We start from the raw sequence: 14,051 nt of genomic DNA, 5'->3' as shown, positions 1-14,051 counted from the left end.
TCAACCACAGAAGCCCCCATAAAAAAGCCCGGCACAAGGCCGGGCATGTCCAAATCCAGGACAGCTCAGTGTGTATCCAGTAGTGCCAGCGCCTCGCGGCTCAGGCGCTCGACCGTGGCCCAGTCGCCACTGTCGATGGCCGCCTTGGGCAGCATCCAGCTGCCGCCCACGCACATCACGTTGGCCAGGCGGTAATAGTCATTCAGGTTGTCCGGGCCGACGCCGCCGGTGGGGCAGAAACGGATGTCCGGGAACGGCCCGCCGAAAGCCTTGAGCGCCTCCACGCCGCCGGCGACTTTCGCCGGGAACAGCTTGAAACGACGCAGGCCATGACGGTACGCCGCCATGATTTCCGAAGCAGTGGCCACGCCCGGCAGCAGCGGTACCGGTCGAGTCGCCGCGTACTGCAGCAACTCATCGGTGCAACCGGGGGTGACGATGAACTTCGCCCCCGCCTCTTCTGCCTGGGCAAAGGTTTCCGGGTCGAGGACGGTGCCGGCGCCGACGATCAGTTCCGGGCGCTGCTCGCACAACTGGCGAATCGCGGTCAGGCCCAGCGACGTCCGCAAGGTCACTTCCAGAACGGTGATACCACCCGCCGCCAGGGCATCCGCCATGGGCAGGATGTCCGCCTCGCGGTCGATGGTGATCACCGGCAGGATGCGCGCGCGCTGCGCCAGGGCATCGATCTGCTGGATGTGTTGTTCAGACATTGCGGTAACTCCGTGCCTCAGGGGCACCAGTGGATCGAAAGAGGTGAACGCAGGAATGCATTGATTGGCATGCGTTGGTCATCGTTGTCGCTGAGCGCCTGGCTCAACGTGGCTAGCTTGGATTCGCCCTGGATGGCCAGGATCTGCACCCGCGCGCCCTGCAGCACGGCGCGGGTCAGGGTCAGGCGCTGGTGCGGCACGGTCGGCGCCCACATCGACAGGCAACGACGCGTACCGGCCGGGTCGAGCGCCTCGACCAGGTTGCTGCTGCCGGGGAACAGCGACGCGGTATGACCGTCGTCGCCCATGCCCAGCACCAGCACATCGATGGGCAGCGTCAGTTCATGCAGATGGCGATCGGCTTTGTCCGCCGCTTCCTCCAGGCTGCTCGCCGGCTGATACAGGCCGATGAACTGCGCCTTGGCCGCCGCTCCCCGGAACAGGTGACGGCGCAGCAATCCGGCGTTGCTGTCCGGGTGCGACTCGGGCACCCAGCGCTCATCAGCGAGGCTCACGGCCACCTTCGACCAGTCCAGCACCGCACCGCTCAGGGCTTCGAGAAAGGCCACCGGGCTGCGCCCGCCGGACACCACCAGCAGCGCGCGGCCGCGTTCGATCAATGCCTCGCGCAGCGCGTCGGCTACCGCTTCGGCGAGGCCGCGAGCCTGCTCGGCGGCATTGTTCCAGGTTTTCCAGGCCATGCCTTCAGCCAGTTTGGGTTCAAAGATCGCCATACCAATCCCTCCCGTCGCGGGCGATCAGGGCAACCGCAGCCTGTGGTCCCCAGCTTCCGGCCGGATAGGGCTTGGGCTCCTCGCCCAGGCGGCCCCAGCCGTCGATCAGGCCGTCGCACCAGGTCCAGGCGGCCTCGATTTCATCCTTGCGAACGAACAGGTTCTGGCTGCCTTGCGTGACTTCCAGCAGCAGCCGCTCGTAGGCGTCCGGCGTCCGCGCGGTCTGGAAGGTTTCAGAGAAATTCAGTTGCAGCGGGCCGGTGCGCAGTTGCATGCCCTTGCCCAGGCCCTGGTCCTTGGTCATCACCTGCAGGGAGATGCCTTCGTCCGGCTGCAGGCGGATGATCAGCCGGTTGCTGATCAGCGAACGCTGCTCAGGGGCGAAGATGTAGTGCGGCGGTTCCTTGAAGTGGATGACGATCTGCGACAGCTTCTGCGGCATGCGCTTGCCGGTACGCAGGTAGAACGGTACGCCGGACCATCGCCAGTTACGGATGTCCACCCGCAGGGCGACGAAGGTCTCGGCATCGCTGTTGGTGTTGGCGTTTTCCTCGGCGAGGTAGCCAGGCACCGCCTTGCCGTCGATGTAGCCGGCGGTGTACTGGCCACGCACCACGCGGGTCGCCAGTTGCTCCGGGGCGATGGGCTCGAGCGCGCGCAGCACCTTCACCTTCTCGTCGCGGATGCTGTCGGCGGTGAGGTCCGCCGGCGGGTCCATGGCGATCAGGCAGAGCAGTTGCAGCAGGTGGTTCTGCACCATGTCGCGCAGCTGGCCGGCCTTGTCGAAGTAACCCCAGCGGCCTTCGATGCCGACCTTCTCGGCCACGGTGATCTCCACATGGGAGATGTGGTTCTGGTTCCACTGGGTCTCGAACAGGCTGTTGGCGAAGCGCAGTGCAATGAGGTTCTGCACCGTCTCCTTGCCCAGGTAATGGTCGATCCGATAGATGCGATTTTCCGGGAAGAAGCGCGCTACGGCGTCGTTCACCGCACGGGACGACTCCAGGTCGTGACCGATGGGCTTCTCCAGAACCACCCGGGTGCGCTCGGCAAGACCGGCGGCGGCAAGGTTCTCGCAGATGCTACCGAACACCGAGGCAGCGGTAGCGAAGTAGGCAACCAGAGTCTTCTCGTCACCCACCAGCTCGGCCAGCGCCTGGTAGGAGCCGGCATCGAGGAAATCCAAGCTCAGGTGATGCAGGCGCGCCTGGAAGCGCGCCCAGACGGTTTCGTCCCACTCCTTCGCCGGCACGGCCTGGCGCAGGCGGCGCTCGATGGTCGCCAGGGGCTCTTCGCTGGCGCCGTCGTCACGGGCCAGGGCAAGGATTCGGGTATCGCGGTGCAGCAGGTCTTCGCGGTCGAGCTGATAGAGCGCCGGCAGCAGCTTGCGCAGGGCGAGATCACCCAGGGCGCCAAACAGTGCGAGAGTGCAGGGCAGAACGCGGACTTCAGGCATTTGTTGTTACCAACCAAATTTTGAACGATAGTTAGCCTTCTACGCCGGCATTAAGACAAATATGTAGTAATTAAACAACATATTTTTCCAGCCTCGCGCCGTTGTTGGTCGCCTGCCGGCCTGAAGTTAGGATAGCGCCGCTGGCCGGCCCTATCCGGTCAACCGTCGATTACCAAGGAGCACGGATGAAGAACCTGCTGGAGCAGATCCAGAGCCGACTGGAAGAGCTGAACAAGGCCGAGCGCAAGGTCGCCCAGGTGATCCTGCACGACCCGCAGCAAGCCACGCGCTTCAGCATCGCCGCGCTGGCCCAGGCGTCCAGCGTCAGCGAGCCGACGGTGAACCGTTTCTGTCGCTCCTTCGGCATGAGCGGCTACCCGGAGTTGAAGATCCAACTGGCGCAGAGCCTGGCCAGCGGCGCAGCCTTCGTGACCCAGGCAGTGGCCGCCGACGATGGCCCGGAGGCTTACACCCGCAAGATATTCAGCAGCACCATCGCTTCGCTGGACAGCGCCCACAAGCTGCTCGACCCCAAGCTGATCGACCGCGCCGTGGACTTGCTGATCCAGGCCCGGCAGATTCACTTCTTCGGCCTCGGCGCCTCCAGCTCCGTGGCGCTCGATGCGCAGCACAAGTTCTTCCGCTTCAACCTGGCAGTGTCGGCCCACAGCGATGTGCTGATGCAGCGCATGATCGCTTCGGTGGCACATACCGGCGACCTGTTCGTGGTGATCTCCTACACCGGGCGCACTCGCGAGCTGGTCGATGTGGCACATCTGGCGCGGCAGAACGGCGCCTCGGTACTCGGCCTCACCGCCGCGAACTCGCCACTCGCCCGCGCCAGCACCCTGAGCCTGGACATTCCGCTGCCGGAGGACACCGACATCTATATGCCGATGACCTCGCGGATCATCCAGTTGACCGTCCTCGACGTGCTCGCCACCGGCGTGACCCTGCGCCGCGGCGTGGACTTCCAGCCGCACCTGCGCAAGATCAAGGAGAGCCTGGTGCCGACGCGCTACCAGCTCGACGAGGAAAGCTGAGGCCGCCTGCGAGGGCTGAGCGGAATGGTAGGAGCGAGCTTGCTCGCTCCTACAGGGAAGTCGGCGTAATCCGGCCGGGTCAGACCAGCCCGGCGCGCAGATTCAGCAGCATCCGCTCGCCCTGGGCGAGGATCAGCCCGCCGGCGCGGTAGCCGGCGGCGCCGATGCAGAGGAAGCGTTCCGCCTCGCCCGGCTCCACCTGCTCGACTGTCCGGCTGCCCGGGTGCCAGATGACACTGCCGGCACTGGTGTTCTTGTCGATGCGCAGGCGGCGTTGCCAGCCGGCATCCTCCAGCACCAGGGAGCCGGTGTTGTAGAGCACCTGCTTGACCGCGCCCCGCGGCGCCCAGGTGTTGGGCAGGCCGCTGGCCTTGCCGTCCAGCTCCATCCCGTGGACCACCGAGCGACGCAGCGAACCCACGCGCCAGTAGGGCTGCAGGGCGAAGCTGAACAGGCAGTCGCTGTCGTCCTCGTGGTAGCTGGAGAGTTCGATGTCCAGGTCCTGGCCCAGGCGCGCTTCCAGGCGCACATGCCAGTCCTCGATATCCAGCTGCCAACTGACTACCGCCTTCTGATCGTCAGCCCAGGCGTCGAGCATCCGCCATTCGCGTTGGCGCGCCCAGCCATGCTGAGGCCAGTCGGCCTCCGTTGGATGGCTGCCAAACCACGGCCAGCAGACCGGAATACCGCCACGGATCGGCGCCGTGCTCAGGCTCGGCCACTGGCTGGAGCACCACAGCAGCGGGCGCGCGCCGCGCGGCTGGAAGTGCAGCAATTGCGCGCCCTGGCGGCTGAACACGGCCTGGCATTGCGGGTGATCGATGAGCAACAGGTCGCGACGCTGGAAGCGCACCCAGTCGAAGGGCCGCTTGGCCCGCATGGAATGAAAAAAGCGCTGCAGCGGATGCTCGAGCATGGTCCGAATGTCCTGATCCAATCCCTGCCCGGACATTCCGGGGCGTGAAGATCTCTGTAGTTTCACTACATCTTACAGAAAAGGCCGCGATTCTACTCGCAAAGCCTAGTCACGCGCAGCGCCCACGCCAATGAAAAAGGCCCGTCATCGGGATGCAACAGATTTGCACCAACCGTTCACCAGAGCGACCCGGCAGCCCTGGGGACATCACAAAGGGGAGCCTGAAATTAAAGGAGCGCTCAGCCCTGGTTTCGCAAGGCCTGCTCAAGAGCGACGCCGGCACCGAAAAGGCCCGGATGATCCGCCGTCATGACCCACACCGGAACCGGCTCGAGATAAGGTCCGCTGGTCTTGCCGCGGGTGCGGAACGCCTCGACGAAGCCGCTGCGCTGGAAGCGTTCGAGGAAGCGCGGGACGATGCCCCCGGTGATGTACACGCCGCCCAGCGCGCCGACCGTCAGCACGGCGTTGCCGGCGACCCGCGCCAGCCAGACGAAGAAGTGCTCGAGCACCGCGTCGGCGTAGGCATCGCCGGCCATGGCGCGCTCGCCGATCTCGGCGGCGGTGGCGCATTTCGGTTCCACGCCATCGAGCTGGCAGCTCATGCGGTAGAGGTTTTCCAGGCCACTGCCGGAGAGCACGCGCTCGGCGGAGACGTGGCCGTATTTCTCGCGCAGCAGTTGCCAGATCGCGAAGTCGCGCTCGGAAGTCACCGGCAGGTCGACGTGGCCGCCCTCGCAGGGCAGCACTTCCCAGCCACCGTTCGGCAGCGGCATCAGGCTGCCAACTCCCAGGCCGGTGCCGGGGCCGATGATCAGCCTGGCGCGGCCTTCCAGCACCTTGCCGGGGCGCACCTGCACCAGATGCTCTTCCGACAGCCGCGAGGCCGCCCAGGCCATGGTGCTGAAGTCGTTCACCAGCAGCAGGTGGCTCAGGCCCAGCTCGGCACGAAAGGCATCGCGCTGGATGACCCAGTGGTTGTTGGTGAACTTGAAGTCGCCGGCGCCGACTGGCCCGGCACAGGCCAGGCAGACATTTTCGACGGCGGAGAGCGGCTGGCCGATACGCTGCAGGTAATCGCGCACGGCATCTTCCGGGCGCGGATAGTCAGCGCAGGCCAGGACCTCGATGGATTCGAGGACTTCACCGCGCCACAGTGCGAAGCGGGCATTGGTGCCACCGATATCGCCGACCAGGGCGAAACCGTTCGAGGCGGAGTGAGCTTTGCTGGAGTTCATTGCGGGCTCGGGCCTGGAAGTTGGGTGAAAGGGTGTGGCGCGGAATCATGCCAGCATAGGCCAGCACCGAAAACGCCCCGCGCGATGGACAGGCAGTCCCTTCGCACGGGGCGCTGCAACAGTCAGCTCGGACCGTTCAGCTCAGCCGTGAAGCTGCAGGCGCCCTGCTCCGCCGGGCTGAAGGCGTTGCGCATGAAGGCGAACAGCTCGCGGCCCATGCCCAGGTTATCAATGGCCGGAGTCTCGACGAGCGGGCGAGCTTCCCATTCCGCCGCATCCACCAGCACACGCAGTTCACCGGTGGTGCCGTCGACGCGCACTACGTCGCCGTCGCGCAGCTTGGCCAACGGACCGCCATTGAGCGCTTCCGGGGACACGTGGATGGCCGCCGGCACCTTGCCGGACGCGCCGGACATGCGCCCGTCGGTGACCAGCGCGACCTTGAAGCCGCGGTCCTGCAGCACGCCGAGGAATGGCGTGAGCTTGTGCAGCTCCGGCATGCCATTGGCGCGCGGACCCTGGAAACGCACCACAGCCACCAGGTCGCGCTCCAGTTCGCCGGCCTTGAAGGCGGCCGCCAGGCTCGACTGGTCGTGGAAGATGCGCACCGGCGCCTCGACGATCTGGTGCTCCACAGCAACGGCGGAGACCTTCATCACGCCGCGGCCGAGGTTGCCTTCCATCAGGCGCAGACCGCCTTCCGGGGAGAAGGGTTTGTCGATGGGGCGCAGGATGTTCTCGTCGAGGCTCGCCGCCGGGCCTTCGCGCCAGACCAGCTTGCCGTCGTCGAGGAAGGGTTCCTGCAGGTAGCGGCGCAGGCCCTTGCCCATCACGGTCTGCACGTCTTCATGCAGCAGGCCGCCATCGAGCAACTGGCGGATCAGGAAGGACATGCCGCCCGCCGCCTGGAAGTGGTTGATGTCGGCCTGGCCGTTGGGATAGATGCGCGCCAGGGTCGGCACGATCTCGGAGAGGTCGGCCATGTCCTGCCAGGTCAGCTGGATGCCGGCGGCCTGGGCGATGGCAAGCAGGTGCAGGGTGTGGTTGGTCGAGCCGCCGGTAGCCAGCAGCGCCACCACCGAGTTGACCATGGCCTTCTCGTCGACGATCTCCGCCATGGGCACGAACTGGCCGTTTTCCGGCGTCAGGCGTGCGGCCTGGCGGGCAGCTTCGCGGGTCAGCTCGTCGCGCAGCGGGGTGTTCGGGTTGACGAAGGAAGCACCCGGCAGGTGCAGGCCCATCACTTCCACCAGCAACTGGTTTGTGTTGGCGGTGCCATAGAAGGTGCAGGTGCCCGGCGCGTGGTAGGAGGCCATTTCCGAAGCCAGCAGCTCCTCGCGGGTGGCCTTGCCTTCGGCGAACAGCTGGCGCACCGCGGCCTTCTCCTTGTTGGAGATGCCGGTGGGCATCGGCCCGGCGGGCACGAACACCACCGGCAGGTGGCCGAAACGCAGTGAGCCGATCAGCAGACCGGGAACGATCTTGTCGCACACGCCAAGGCATAGCGCGGCATCGAACATGTTGTGCGACAGCGCGATGGCGGTGCCCATGGCGATCACGTCGCGGCTGGCCAGAGACAGTTCCATGCCCGGCTCGCCCTGGGTCACGCCGTCGCACATGGCCGGCACGCCGCCGGCGAACTGGCCGACCGAACCGATCTGCCTCAGGGCGTCCTTGATCAGCTCGGGGAAGCGCTCCAGCGGCTGGTGCGCGGAGAGCATGTCGTTGTAGGCGGAGACGATGGCGACGTTGGCCTGGTTCATCAGCCGCAGCGCCTGTTTGTCGGAATCACCACAGGCCGCAACGCCGTGGGCGAGGTTGCCGCAGGGCAGCGTGCCGCGGTGCGGGCCCTTGGTGGCGGCTGCCTTGACCAGGTCGAGGTAGCGCTGTCGCGTGGCCGCGCTGCGGGCCTGGATACGCTGGGTGACTTCAAGCACACGGGGGTGCATGGCAGCATTCTCCTACAGACTATCAGTTGTTGTTTTTACAACATAATTGTTTATTCCAAGGCGTTTACTTTTCAACGGCGTGGAAATTTAATGGTTTTTACCACAACAAAAGAAAAGAGACGACCTCAATGACTATACGCCTGGCAATCAACGGATTTGGCCGCATCGGTCGGAACATACTCCGCGCGCTCGACTCGGGCGGCTATCGCCAGCACCTGCAAGTGGTGGCGATCAACGACCTCGGTGACGCCGCGATCAACGCCCATCTGCTGCAGTTCGACAGCGTGCACGGACGCTTTCCCGGCCAGGCCGAGCATGACGCCGAAAGTCTCAGGGTAGAGGGCGACGTGATTGCCGTCACGGCCATCCGCGATCCGGCGCAGCTGCCGTGGAAGGCGCTGGGAGTGGATATCGTGCTGGAATGCACCGGCCACTTCACCTCCCGCGACAAGGCTGCCGCACACCTGCAGGCCGGCGCGCGCCAGGTGCTGATCTCGGCGCCGGGCCAGGGCGTCGACGCCACGGTGGTCTTCGGCGTCAACGAAGGCATCCTGCGCGCCGAACACCAGATCGTCTCCAACGCTTCCTGCACCACCAACTGCCTGGCGCCGGTGGCCCAGGTGCTGCAGCGCGAGCTGGGCATCGAGCATGGGCTGATGACCACTATCCACGCCTATACCAACGACCAGAGTCTCTCTGACGTCTACCACAGCGACCCTTACCGGGCGCGCTCGGCCACCCAGTCGATGATCCCGACGAAAACCGGCGCCGCCGAAGCGGTGGGCCTGGTGCTGCCGGAACTGGCCGGCAAGCTGACGGGCCTGGCGGTGCGGGTGCCGGTGATCAACGTCTCGCTGGTGGACCTCACGGTGCAGGTCGGCCGCGAAACCAGCGCGCAGGAAATCAACGAACTGATGGAGCGGGCCAGCGAGCTTTCGCCGATCCTCGGTTTCAATCGCCTGCCGTTGGTCTCGGTGGACTTCAACCATGACCCGCGCTCGGCCATCTTCGACGCCAGCCACACGCGGGTGAATGGGCGGCTGGTGAAGGTGATGGCCTGGTACGACAACGAGTGGGGGTTTTCCAACCGGATGCTGGATACGGCTCGGGTGATGGCTGCGGCGCGGGGGTGAAGCGAGGTTCGCGAGCTAGCTCGCTCCTACAGGTCTGCAGTCCGGGCTCTTCGTAGGAGCGAGCTTGCTCGCGAACGGCCGCCACGCCGAACGCCGATCAGCGATACAGCCGCTTCCCCTGCGCCTCCAGCACCAGCAGGCGCATGTCGGCCTCGGCGCGGATCGCTTCCTGGCCGAGATGATCGACGCGCTTCCACGCCTTGATTTCCTCGCGGCTGCGGCCACAGCCCAGGCAGATACCTTCTTCGAACTCGCAGACCTTGATGCACGGACTCTTCACGGACTTCCTCTCGACTCGATGGGTGAACGTCAGTGGGCCTGCACAATGGACACCGAGGCGGCGCCAAGGTCCAACTCGATTTCCCCATCGGCGCCATCAATCCGGCCAATCGACGCGCTAGAATCCGCCCTCCACGCCTTTCCGATCCCGTCCATGCTCGCCCTCAAGCTCTCCCTGGTCCCGCTGTTCCTGCTGCTGGTCTCGCTCTCCGGGCGCCGGTGGGGTCCGGCGGTGGCCGGTTGCCTGGCCGCCCTGCCCGCCATCGCCGGGCCCATCCTCTACCTGATCAGCGTGGAGCATGGCCGCGAGTTCGGCGCCCACGCCGCACTGCTCGCGCTGGCCGCGATCTTCGCCGCCGAGGCGTTCAATTTCACTTACGCCTGGATCTGTCGGCGCCATGGATGGCCGCTGGCATTGACCGGCGCCATGCTTGCCTGGCTGGTGGCCGGCTGGGCACTGACACAACTGCCTGCCCTGCCCGTCTGGGCGCTGCTCGCGGCGGCCGTGGGCGCGTTGACCAGTCAGCTATTCATGCCGCGTGCCGAGCCGAGCGCCGCCATCGCTCCACTGGGCCGCTTCGAACTGGGCCTGCGCATGCTTACCGGCGCGCTGCTGACGCTGGCCGTCACCGCCCTCGCCGGCTGGGCTGGCCCGAGCTGGAGCGGATTGCTGGCGGTGTTTCCGTTGCTTTCCATCGTGCTCTGCGTGTCGTCGCAACGCCTGCATGGCGCAGGCTTCGTCATCGCCCTGCTGCGCGGCATGGTCAGCGGGCGCCCGGCCTTCGCGGCGTTCTGCCTGTGGCTGGTGTTGCGCCTGCCGGACAACGAAACTCTGCCCAGCTTTGCCGAGGCGGCGCTGCTGGCCGTGCTGGTACAGGGCGCAGTGCGCTGGCTGATCGGCTGGCGATCGCGGAGGCTCGGCAATGCCGCCTGACAAAGAAAAACGCCACGGCTGAACCAGCCGTGGCGTTTTCGTTTGCAGCAGCGGTTGACGCTTAGAGCAGGGTGAAGCTCTGTTCCTTCACGTTGTCCGAATCCAGGCCGACGTAGACCTTGAACTCGCCCGGCTCCGAGGCGTAGCGCAGCTGGCTGTCGTAGAAGCGCAGGTCTTCCTCGCGGATCGGGAACTGCACCACCTTCGACTCACCCGGCTGCAACAGGATCTTCTCGAAGCCCTTGAGCTCCTTGACCGGACGACTGATGGACGCGGCGACGTCACGCAGGTACAGCTGCACGGTGGTTTCGCCGGCGACCTTGCCGGTGTTCTTCACGGTCACACTGGCGGTCAGCTGGTCACCCTTCTTCAACTTGCTGCCCGACAGCTTCACCTCGGAGACGCTGAAGTCGGTGTAGCTCAGGCCGTAGCCGAACGGGTACAGCGGGCCGTTCTCCGAGTCGAAGTAGCGCGAGGTGTACTTGTTCGGGTGCTCGTGGTCGAACGGGCGGCCGGTGTTCAGGTGGTTGTAGTAGATCGGCACCTGGCCCACGGAGCGCGGGAAGGTCATGGTCAGCTTGCCCGACGGGTTGTAGTCGCCGAACAGCACGTCGGCGATGGCGTTGCCGCCCTCGGTGCCGCTGAACCAGGTTTCCAGCACGGCGTCGGCGTTGGCGCTTTCCCAGCGCAGGTCCATCGGCCTGCCGTTCATCAGCACCAGCACCAGCGGCTTGCCGGTGGCCTTGAGGGCCTTGAGCAGCTCGATCTGGCTCTGTGCGATATGCAGGTTGGTCTTGCTCGAGGCCTCGTGGGCCATGCCCTGGGACTCGCCGACTACGGCCACCACCACGTCGGCCATCTTCGCCTTCTCGACGGCTTCGTCGATCATGGCTTTCGGGCTGCGCGAGTCGACCTTCACGTCATCGCTGTACTCGTTGAGGTATTTGACGATCTCCGGATCGTCGGTGACGTTGGCGCCCTTGGCATAGAGCAACGCGGCATGGCCACGGGTGGCGGCGCCCATGCCTTCGAGCACGGTCACGGCCTGGAAGGCCTTGCCGGCGGCGGACCAACTGCCCATCACATCACGCTTGCTGTCGGCCAGCGGGCCGATCAGGGCGATCACGCCGTCACGCTTGAGCGGCAGCACACCGCCCTGATTCTTCAGCAGGACCATGCCCTTGCGCGCGATCTCGCGGGCGTCGGCGCGGTGCAGACGGTCTTCGGCGTCGGTGTCGACCGGGTCCTTGCCCTGCAGGTAACGGTACGGGTCCTGGAACAGGCCCATGTCCCACTTGGCGGCGAGCACGTCGCGGCAGGCGCGGTCGATCTCGTCCTGGCTGATCAGCCCGGCCTTGAGCAGCTCGGGCATGTGCTTGCCGTAGAGGTCGTCGTTCATGTTCATTTCGACGCCGGCGTTGATCGCCGCCTGGGTGGCGTCGCGCTCGGTGGCGGCTACGCCGTGCTTGATCAGCTCCAGCACTGCGCCGTGGTCGCTGAGGGTCAGGCCCTTGTAGCCCCACTGCTTGCGCAGCAGGTCCTGCAGCAGCCACTTGTTGGCGGTGGCCGGCACGCCATTGATGCTGTTGAGCGAGACCATCACCGCGCCGGCGCCGGCGTCGATGGCCGCGCGGTACGGCGGCAGGTAGTCCTGGAACATGCGCTGCGGGCTCATGTCCACGGTGTTGTAGTCGCGGCCGCCTTCGCCGGCGCCGTACAGGGCGAAGTGCTTGACCCCGGCCATGATGGTTTGCGGCTGGTTCAGGCCCTTGCCCTGGTAGCCCTTGACCACCGCGGCGGCGACCTTGCTGGTCAGCCAGGCATCTTCGCCGAAGCCTTCGGAGACTCGACCCCAGCGTGGATCGCGGGCGATGTCGACGGTGGGCGAATAGGTCAGGTTGAGGCCGTCGGCGCTGGCCTCGATGGCCGAGACGCGGGCGCTGCGTTCGATGGCGGCGAGGTCCCAGCTTGCCGCCAGGCCCAGGCCGATGGGGAACACGGTACGGTGGCCGTGAACCACGTCGTAGGCGAAGAACAGCGGAATCTTCAGACGGCTCTTCATCGCCGCGTCCTGCAGGTCGCGGATACCCGGACGGACCACGGTGTTGAACACCGCGCCGGTGGTGCCCTCGGCGATTTCCTTCAGCAATACCGGCTTGGGATGGTCCGGCCCGACACTGACCAGGCGCAGCTGGCCAATCTTCTCTTCCAGCGTCATGCGCTGCATCAGGCTGTCGAGGAAGACTTCCTTGGACTGGCCGGCCAGCGGCACGGCGGGTGCGGCGGCAGGCGCCTGGGCGGCGGAAAGCGAAGCGCTGCTCAGGCCCAGCAGAAGGCCGAGCCAGCAGATACGGCTGATTGGAGTTCTTTTCATATGGGTACTCAGCGGCCTGCGCGAGGCGCCAGGTCACTGTGGAATGTTGTCGAGAGACGTCGTCAGGGCGGTTGATCGGGCGGCATCCCCGGGTGTTGCCGCCTGCGCCTTGCAAACGCGGCACATAAGGTCGTCGCGCCGAAGGCGGAAGTCAATCACCGAACGGCTGGAAAACGCCGCTGAATGGAACTCAATGGTCGCGATTGAGCCGGTTGAACTCCATTTCCTCGCGCATGGCCTCGCGCAGCGCGCGTTCCTCGTCCCACTCATCCTCCGGCGCGGCGGCCGGTGGCTGGGGCGCGGGCTCAGGCAGCGCGGCAGGCTCTACCGGCGCAGCATGCTCGGCAGCGCCGGCATCCTCGTTGTCGGACGCGACTTCGGGCAGGCCGTGGACGCCGCTGAAATCGGCATCCACACCGCTGTCTTCGTCGTCACTCGGCGGGCGGTCGATGAGGTCGTCGAAGTCGGTTTTCAGGCCCTGCTCCATCTCGTCCAGCTCGGCGAGCAGGCTGCGGAAACTGGTCTCTTCCTTCGGCTCTTCCGGCGGCGCGGGCTCCGGCTCCTCGCCGGCATCACGCACCGCCTGGTCGGCCAGGGCCTGCAGGGACGGCGGAATGTAGTCCTCGTCGTATTCCTCGGGGCTCGGCAGGCTGGCGACCGGCGCCATGTCCTCGAGGATCGGCTGCGGCTCGGGCTCCATCAGCTTCAGCTCGGCCAGCGGCGGCAACTCCTCCAGGCTCTTCAGGTTGAAGTAGTCGAGGAAGGTCCGGGTGGTGGCGAGCATGGCCGGGCGGCCGGGGACTTCGCGGTAGCCGACGATGCGGATCCACTCGCGTTCCATCAGCGTCTTGACGATCTGGGTGTTCACTGCGACGCCACGGATTTCCTCGATCTCGCCACGTGTAATCGGCTGGCGGTAGGCAATCAGCGCCAGGGTCTCCAGCAGCGCACGGGAATAGCGCTGCGGGCGCTCTTCCCACAAACGGCCGACCCACGGCGCGAACTTCTCGCGCACCTGCAGGCGGTAGCCAGTAGCAACCTCCTTCAGCTCGAAGGCCCGACCGGAACAGGACAGCCCCAGCACCGCCAGCGCGTCGCGGAACTGCTGTGGCTCCGGCCGTTCGGCTTCCTCGAACAGCTCGCCAAGGCGCTCCAGCGACATGGGCTTGCCGGCAGCCAGGAGGATGCCTTCGAGCAGGGTCGCCAGTTCTTGCGGGTCGGAGAGGTTCATCGGAGCGCTCGGGTCAGATAGAAGGATGGGCCGTTCAGGCGGGAAAGCTAC

Annotated in this window: 12 protein-coding genes; 3 read left to right on the top strand and 9 right to left on the bottom strand. The window is 65.9% G+C overall.

Translation table 11 applies throughout. From position 1 onward, the window contains the following. Window positions 1–65 precede the first annotated feature (65 nt). Genes L6D89_RS01505 through zwf form a run of 3 tightly spaced genes read right to left on the bottom strand, consistent with a single transcriptional unit; the run spans window position 66 to window position 2,903 of the window. A complete protein-coding gene (locus L6D89_RS01505; RefSeq protein ID WP_236198531.1) occupies window positions 66–713 on the bottom strand; it encodes a bifunctional 4-hydroxy-2-oxoglutarate aldolase/2-dehydro-3-deoxy-phosphogluconate aldolase in 648 nt (215 codons plus the stop codon). A 17-nt stretch (window positions 714–730) separates the two neighbouring features. After that, complete coding sequence (gene pgl / locus L6D89_RS01500; RefSeq protein ID WP_236198530.1) at window positions 731–1,447, bottom strand: 6-phosphogluconolactonase; 717 nt, start codon at window positions 1,445–1,447, stop codon at window positions 731–733. Continuing rightward, window positions 1,434–2,903 (bottom strand): glucose-6-phosphate dehydrogenase, encoded by a 1,470-nt coding sequence (zwf, locus tag L6D89_RS01495; protein ID WP_236171014.1) that lies wholly within the window; start codon window positions 2,901–2,903, stop codon window positions 1,434–1,436. The genes pgl and zwf overlap by 14 nt, the downstream gene beginning before the upstream one ends. 185 nt (window positions 2,904–3,088) lie before the next feature. Here zwf and L6D89_RS01490 point away from each other — a divergent pair, with 185 nt between their 5' ends. Continuing rightward, entirely contained in the window at window positions 3,089–3,946 is an 858-nt protein-coding gene (locus L6D89_RS01490; RefSeq protein WP_236171015.1) for a MurR/RpiR family transcriptional regulator, read from the top strand. A gap of 79 nt (window positions 3,947–4,025) precedes the next feature. Here the strand turns inward: L6D89_RS01490 and L6D89_RS01485 are convergent, their stop codons facing one another. The 3 genes from L6D89_RS01485 to edd all read right to left on the bottom strand — a co-directional run bounded on the left by L6D89_RS01485 (window position 4,026) and on the right by edd (window position 8,049). Beyond that, window positions 4,026–4,862 carry a D-hexose-6-phosphate mutarotase gene (locus tag L6D89_RS01485; RefSeq protein ID WP_236171016.1) on the bottom strand — a complete coding sequence of 279 codons (837 nt, stop codon included), beginning with the start codon at window positions 4,860–4,862 and terminating at the stop codon, window positions 4,026–4,028. Window positions 4,863–5,101: 239 nt separating this feature from the next. After that, complete coding sequence (locus L6D89_RS01480; protein ID WP_236198529.1) at window positions 5,102–6,100, bottom strand: glucokinase; 999 nt, start codon at window positions 6,098–6,100, stop codon at window positions 5,102–5,104. 122 nt (window positions 6,101–6,222) lie between these two features. Then, window positions 6,223–8,049 carry a phosphogluconate dehydratase gene (gene edd, locus L6D89_RS01475; protein WP_236198528.1) on the bottom strand — a complete coding sequence of 609 codons (1,827 nt, stop codon included), beginning with the start codon at window positions 8,047–8,049 and terminating at the stop codon, window positions 6,223–6,225. A gap of 128 nt (window positions 8,050–8,177) precedes the next feature. Between edd and gap the strand changes: the two genes are divergently transcribed. After that, window positions 8,178–9,182 carry a type I glyceraldehyde-3-phosphate dehydrogenase gene (gene gap / locus L6D89_RS01470; protein ID WP_236198527.1) on the top strand — a complete coding sequence of 335 codons (1,005 nt, stop codon included), beginning with the start codon at window positions 8,178–8,180 and terminating at the stop codon, window positions 9,180–9,182. A 97-nt stretch (window positions 9,183–9,279) separates the two neighbouring features. Here the strand turns inward: gap and L6D89_RS01465 are convergent, their stop codons facing one another. Further along, window positions 9,280–9,462, bottom strand: coding sequence for a DUF1289 domain-containing protein (locus tag L6D89_RS01465; protein ID WP_024766417.1), 183 nt, complete (start codon window positions 9,460–9,462; stop codon window positions 9,280–9,282). A 153-nt stretch (window positions 9,463–9,615) separates the two neighbouring features. On the opposite strand from L6D89_RS01465, the gene L6D89_RS01460 reads away from it, so the two are divergent. Further along, window positions 9,616–10,395: a hypothetical protein gene (locus L6D89_RS01460; RefSeq protein ID WP_236198526.1), complete on the top strand. Its 780-nt coding sequence runs from the start codon at window positions 9,616–9,618 to the stop codon at window positions 10,393–10,395. A 61-nt stretch (window positions 10,396–10,456) separates the two neighbouring features. Here L6D89_RS01460 and bglX read toward each other — a convergent pair whose 3' ends face one another. Together bglX and scpB are read right to left on the bottom strand one after the other, a co-directional pair. Continuing rightward, on the bottom strand, window positions 10,457–12,754 hold the full coding sequence (bglX, locus tag L6D89_RS01455; protein WP_236198855.1) for a beta-glucosidase BglX: 2,298 nt from the start codon (window positions 12,752–12,754) through the stop codon (window positions 10,457–10,459). A 205-nt stretch (window positions 12,755–12,959) separates the two neighbouring features. Next, the gene (gene scpB / locus L6D89_RS01450; RefSeq protein WP_236198525.1) at window positions 12,960–14,000 is read right to left on the bottom strand and encodes an SMC-Scp complex subunit ScpB; all 1,041 of its coding nucleotides are present in this window, start codon (window positions 13,998–14,000) and stop codon (window positions 12,960–12,962) included. Between the last annotated feature and the right edge of the window lie 51 nt (window positions 14,001–14,051).

Origin of the sequence: Pseudomonas pseudonitroreducens, from assembly GCF_021603645.1 — a bacterium.
Classification (GTDB): domain Bacteria; phylum Pseudomonadota; class Gammaproteobacteria; order Pseudomonadales; family Pseudomonadaceae; genus Pseudomonas; species Pseudomonas pseudonitroreducens.
This window is presented reverse-complemented; position numbering and strand designations above follow the sequence as displayed.

Excerpts from the sequence above, each read along its gene's own strand:
- zwf (WP_236171014.1), bottom strand. The coding sequence starts at position 2,903 with ATGCCTGAAGTCCGCGTTCTGCCCTGCACTCTCGCACTGTTTGGCGCC.
- edd (WP_236198528.1), bottom strand. The coding sequence starts at position 8,049 with ATGCACCCCCGTGTGCTTGAAGTCACCCAGCGTATCCAGGCCCGCAGC.
- L6D89_RS01480 (WP_236198529.1), bottom strand. The coding sequence starts at position 6,100 with ATGAACTCCAGCAAAGCTCACTCCGCCTCGAACGGTTTCGCCCTGGTC.
- pgl (WP_236198530.1), bottom strand. The coding sequence starts at position 1,447 with ATGGCGATCTTTGAACCCAAACTGGCTGAAGGCATGGCCTGGAAAACC.
- L6D89_RS01490 (WP_236171015.1), top strand. The coding sequence starts at position 3,089 with ATGAAGAACCTGCTGGAGCAGATCCAGAGCCGACTGGAAGAGCTGAAC.
- L6D89_RS01460 (WP_236198526.1), top strand. The coding sequence starts at position 9,616 with ATGCTCGCCCTCAAGCTCTCCCTGGTCCCGCTGTTCCTGCTGCTGGTC.
- L6D89_RS01505 (WP_236198531.1), bottom strand. The coding sequence starts at position 713 with ATGTCTGAACAACACATCCAGCAGATCGATGCCCTGGCGCAGCGCGCG.
- gap (WP_236198527.1), top strand. The coding sequence starts at position 8,178 with ATGACTATACGCCTGGCAATCAACGGATTTGGCCGCATCGGTCGGAAC.
- scpB (WP_236198525.1), bottom strand. The coding sequence starts at position 14,000 with ATGAACCTCTCCGACCCGCAAGAACTGGCGACCCTGCTCGAAGGCATC.
- L6D89_RS01485 (WP_236171016.1), bottom strand. The coding sequence starts at position 4,862 with ATGCTCGAGCATCCGCTGCAGCGCTTTTTTCATTCCATGCGGGCCAAG.